Below are 4741 nucleotides of genomic sequence, written 5' to 3'. Positions count from 1 at the left end.
CGGTTCAGCCTGGCCACCGCCATCGTCAACGACCGCGCCCGCGGCGGCGTGGCCGCGCCCCAGGCCGTCGCGGCTGAATAATCCTTCATGGCCGGCGCCCCTTCTAGGGCGCCGGTCAGCGTTGGCAGGGCTGGCGGAAACAGGATAAGCCGGCCCCCATGGCCGCCCTCCCGCCCCCTGAGACCACCAAAGCCCTGCTCGCCCGCCTGTGGCGGCACTACGTGCGCCACCACCGCGCGGGCATCGCCCTCGCCCTGGTCTGCACGGCGGCCCTGGCCGGCTTCACCGCGCTCTACCCGCTGGTCATCCAGCAGGCCTTCGACCTGTTCACCGCCGGCGACAACCGCATCGTCTGGCTGGTGCCGCCGGCCATCATCGCCATCACCGCCGCCAAGTCGCTGGCGCAATACGGCCAGGCCGTCGCCGTCCAGGCCGTGGTGCTGCGGGTGATCGAAAGCCTGCAGAACGACCTGTTCCGCGCGCTGACCCGCAGCGACTTCGCGGTGCTGACAGCCGAGGCGCCAGCCCGCCACGCCGCCCGCTTCACCGCCGACGCCCAGGCGATCCGCGAGGCGCTGACCAAGGCGATCAACGCCCTCGCCGACGGCCTGACCGTGATCGGCCTGGTCGCCGCCATGGTCTGGCTGGACTGGCACATGAGCCTGATCCTGCTGCTGCTCTACCCGCTGGCGGTGGTGCCGGTGACGCGGCTGGGCAAGCGGATCCGCCGCGCCTCGGGCGGCATGCAGGAACGCGTCGGCGAGACGGCGGCCATGCTGACCGAAAGCTTCTCCGCCGCCCGCGTGGTGCGCAGCTACGGGCTGGAGCAGCAGGAGGAGGCCCGCGCCGGCCGCGCCTTCGCCGCGCTGCGCGACTCGCTGCTGGCCATCATCCGCACCCGCAGCAAGCTGGACCCGATCCTCGAGGCGCTGGGCGGCATTGCCGTCGCCGGTGTCCTGGCCTTTGTCGGCTGGAAGGTCTCGACCGGCCGCGGCACGGTGGGCGAGTTCACCGGCTTCATTTCCGCTCTCCTGCTGGCGACCCGGCCGATGCGGGCGCTGGGGTCCCTGAACGCGGCGCTGCAGGAAGGCTTCGGCGGGCTGATCCGCGTCTTCGCCGTCATGGACCGCCACCCGACCATCACCGGCGGCGCAGGCACCCTGCCCGAAGGCCCGGGACGCCTGGCCTTCGAGCAGGTCGGCTTCCGCTACACCGGCATCGACCAGGCGGCGCTGACCGGCCTCAGCTTCGCCGCCGAGCCCGGCCAGACGGTCGCCCTCGTCGGCCCCTCCGGCGCCGGCAAGTCGACGGCGCTGACCCTGCTGCCCCGCCTCTACGACCCGACCGAGGGCCGCATCACCCTGGACGGCGTTGAGATCCGCGACGTCACCCTGGAAAGCCTGCGCGCCGCCATCGCCTATGTCGGCCAGGACGCGGTGATCTTCGACGACTCGGCGCTGGCCAACATCGCCTGCGGCCACCCCGGCAGTTCGCGCGCCGAGGTCGAGGCCGCCGCCCGCGCCGCCGCCGCCCACGACTTCATCGCGAGCCTCCCGCAAGGCTACGACACCATCCTGGGCCCGGGCGGCTCCCGCCTCTCGGGCGGCCAGCGCCAGCGCATCGCGCTCGCCCGCGCCCTGCTGCGCAACCCGCGGGTGCTGCTGCTGGACGAGGCCACCAGCGCCCTCGACGCCGAGAACGAGGCCGCCATCGGCCGCGCCCTGGAAACGCTGCGGGAGGGCCGCACCACCCTGGTCGTCGCCCACCGCCTGGCCACCGTCCAGGAAGCCGACCGGATCGTGGTGATGCAGGACGGCCGCGCCATCGAGCAGGGGCGCCATGCCGAGCTGGTGGCGGCCGACGGGCTCTATGCGCGGATGGTGCGGACGCAGGCTTTTGCGGTGGAATAAGAGAAGACAGGCCAAAGGCCAGGGGGAATGAATTCCCCCTGGACCCCCTTCTTCCTTTTGCGGTGACTGCCGTGTCCACGTGGAAACAGGACGTGAAACGGCCCGGCGTCAGCGCGACCTTTGATCGAGCGCTGATGGATTTAAACGGCGTCCCGCCGCGCGGCCCTGGTGTGGCTGCCGGCGAAGCACTGGCCTGAAAACGGCCGATGATCAGAAAAAAGATGGGGGTCTGGGGGAATTCATTCCCCCAGCCTTTTCAATCGTTTCGCTTCAAGCCGCGACGAGACGGATGCGACGCCCTTCCATCGCCTCGACCTTCAGCACGCCGACGATCTGGCCGAGGTTGCCGGCGACCAGGTGGATCATTTCCACGGGCATGGCGTCGAGGGCCACTTCGGTGCGCAGCAGGTCGCCTTCGCGCTGGGAGCGGACGCGGTCGGGCGTCAGGTCGCGCTTGGCGAAGGGCTCCAGCACGCGGGACAGCAGGCCGGGATAGGCTTCGGCCACCACGGTGAAGCGGGCGGCGGTCATCGAAGTGTCGGACATGGGGAAAATCTTCCGGAGCGTCGCGGATCGGGGAAGGCGTGCGGGGCTACTCCCGGCTGCTGCCCCCCGCAGGGCGCTCAGGCAGCCGGGCCGCTAATAATGATCCGGAGGGTCCGAATGCGGCACATATCCACAGGATAAGCACTCGGACGCGCCCTTTACAAGGGGGCATCAGCCCCCTTGCGGCGCCTCGATGGCCGGGCCGATCGGCCGCGCCGGCGGCTGGCCTTCGAAGACCAGCTTCTGCCGGGCCGCCGGGATCTCGATGTTGTTCTCGTCGAAGCACTGCTTGATGCGGCGGTTCATCTCGCGCGCCACGCTCCAGCGTTCGATCGGCGCGGTCTTGATGCGGACGCGGATGATCGGCCCGTCCGGCGACAGCTGGTTGACGCCCAGCACCTCCATGTCGTCGCGGATCACCAGGCCCCATTTGGCTTCGGTCCGCATCTCCTGGCACAGGCCGGTCAGCAGCCCGACCACCCGGTCGGTGTCCTCGCGGTAGGCCACCTGCACGTCCAGCAGCGCGAAGGAGAAGTCGCGGGTCATGTTGGTGACCGCGGCGACCGTGCTGAAGGGGATGATGTGCACGCTGCCATCCAGGTCGCGCAGCGTGATCGAGCGGATCGACAGTTTTTCGACCACGCCGCTCTTGCCGCCCAGGTTCACCACGTCGCCGACCGCCATGGCGTCCTCGAACAGCAGGAAGATGCCGGTGATGACGTCCTGGACCAGCTTCTGCGAGCCGAAGCCCAGCGCCAGGCCGATGACGCCGGCGCCGGCCAGCAGCGGGGCCACGTTCACGCCGAGCTCGGTCAGGATGTTGAAGCCGACGAAGAGCAGGATCACCACCAGCAGGGTGGTGCGCAGCATCGGCATCAGGGTGCGGACGCGGGCGCTGCGGGCCGCCGTCGCGTCGCGCGACAGCTTGTCCAGGTGGCGCTGCATGGCGGCGTTCACCGCCTCCCAGACCAGCACCGCCAGCGCCACGGTGAAGCCCACCGACATCAGCGAGGACAGCAGCTGGCTGCCCAGCGCGCCGCGCGAGAACCAGCCGAAGGAGTTGATGCCCCAGACCTCCAGCAGGGTCAGCAGGGTCAGCACCGTCAGCACCAGCGACACGCCGCTCTTCAGGAGCGGGACGTAGCGGTTGGCGCGCTGCTCCAGCGCCGGGTAGCGGCCGGCGAGATCGGCCGAGATGCGGAAGCTGCCGGCCAGGGCGCGGCGCAGCAGCATGTCCAGCGCCTTGGCCGCCGCCAGCACCAGCAGGGTGAACAGGCTGGCGCGCAGCAGGCGGGAGAAGCCGTCGCGGATCTCCAGCGCCCAGACGCCCCACAGCGCCACCAGGTAGAGCAGGGCCAGCACGTGCCAGACCTCGGCCAGCCAGTCACGGAACCGGCGCAGGCTGCGGCGCGACCGGCTGGGCACGTCGCCTTCCTTCAGCGGCGGCGCCCGCAGCACCCGGGCCACCGCGACCCGCAGCTGCAGCACGATGATGCCCAGGAAGAAGGAGACGATCAGCAGCACCAGCCGCAGGATGGCGTCATAGGCGCCCCAGGGCAGGCCGAAGAGCAGGCCGGCCTCGGCCACCGCATAGCCGGCGATCAGCACGATGACGATGCGGCGCAGCCAGACCGAGACATAGGCGGCGGTCAGGTCGGCGCAGGGCAGCACCCGCAGGTGGCTGGAGGCCGGCGAGAACAGCATCCGGCTCAGCGCCATCGCCATGCGGCCGATGATATAGGCGTTGTTGGCGGTCAGCAGCACCAGCTGGGTGGTGGGCAGCGGCTGCACCGCGCCGATCAGCCCGTAGCTGACCACGCCGAAGGCGCCGATCGGCACCAGGTCCAGCACGAGCCGGCCCACCACCAGCGGCACCCGCCGCAGCCGCGCCCAGCCCTGCAGCTGGGCCGGCGCCATGGCGTCCAGCCGCCGGCGCAGCCCGGCCAGGGCGCGATAGGTCAGGTATTCGGCCAGCACGCCCAGGCCGAACAGCAGCAGCAGCTTCCAGGAGGCGTCCTTCAGCCGCGCCTGGGTCACCGGGTCGCGCACCGAGGCGCTGGCCCAGGCGACCAGCGAGGGCAGGTCGGTGATCGCCTCGGCCGCGCGCACCGTCTGCTCCGACAGCCATTGCAGCCGCTGCGAGGCGCCGATCAGCAGCTGGCCGCCCAGCGTATTGGGGGCCAGCAGCTGCTCGGCCGCGGCGGCGGCGGTTTGCGGCTGGCCGGGCGCCGGAGCGGGCGTTCCCGCCGGCGCGGGCGGGGCGGGCGCAGGTTGGGCGGGCGCAG

At 71.2% G+C, this 4741-nt stretch carries 3 protein-coding genes; 1 reads left to right on the top strand and 2 read right to left on the bottom strand.

What is annotated here, in order from left to right; translation table 11 throughout:
* The first annotated feature begins 158 nt into the window (after positions 1-158).
* On the top strand, positions 159-1910 hold the full coding sequence (locus BKE38_RS15985; RefSeq protein ID WP_076958293.1) for an ABC transporter ATP-binding protein: 1752 nt from the start codon (positions 159-161) through the stop codon (positions 1908-1910).
* A gap of 270 nt (positions 1911-2180) precedes the next feature.
* Here BKE38_RS15985 and BKE38_RS15980 read toward each other — a convergent pair whose 3' ends face one another.
* Positions 2181-2456, bottom strand: coding sequence for a hypothetical protein (locus BKE38_RS15980; RefSeq protein WP_076958292.1), 276 nt, complete (start codon positions 2454-2456; stop codon positions 2181-2183).
* Positions 2457-2627: 171 nt separating this feature from the next.
* On the bottom strand, positions 2628-4741 hold a 2114-nt coding region (locus BKE38_RS15975; protein ID WP_076958291.1), incomplete at its 5' end, for a mechanosensitive ion channel family protein.

This window comes from Teichococcus deserti, assembly GCF_001982615.1.
Classification (GTDB): domain Bacteria; phylum Pseudomonadota; class Alphaproteobacteria; order Acetobacterales; family Acetobacteraceae; genus Pseudoroseomonas; species Pseudoroseomonas deserti.
Note: the sequence above shows the minus strand (reverse complement) of the source record. Positions and strands in the feature narration are given on the sequence as shown.

Bases quoted from the DNA above. Each gene is read 5' to 3' on its own strand.
- BKE38_RS15980 (WP_076958292.1), bottom strand. From the start codon at position 2,456: ATGTCCGACACTTCGATGACCGCCGCCCGCTTCACCGTGGTGGCCGAA.
- BKE38_RS15985 (WP_076958293.1), top strand. From the start codon at position 159: ATGGCCGCCCTCCCGCCCCCTGAGACCACCAAAGCCCTGCTCGCCCGC.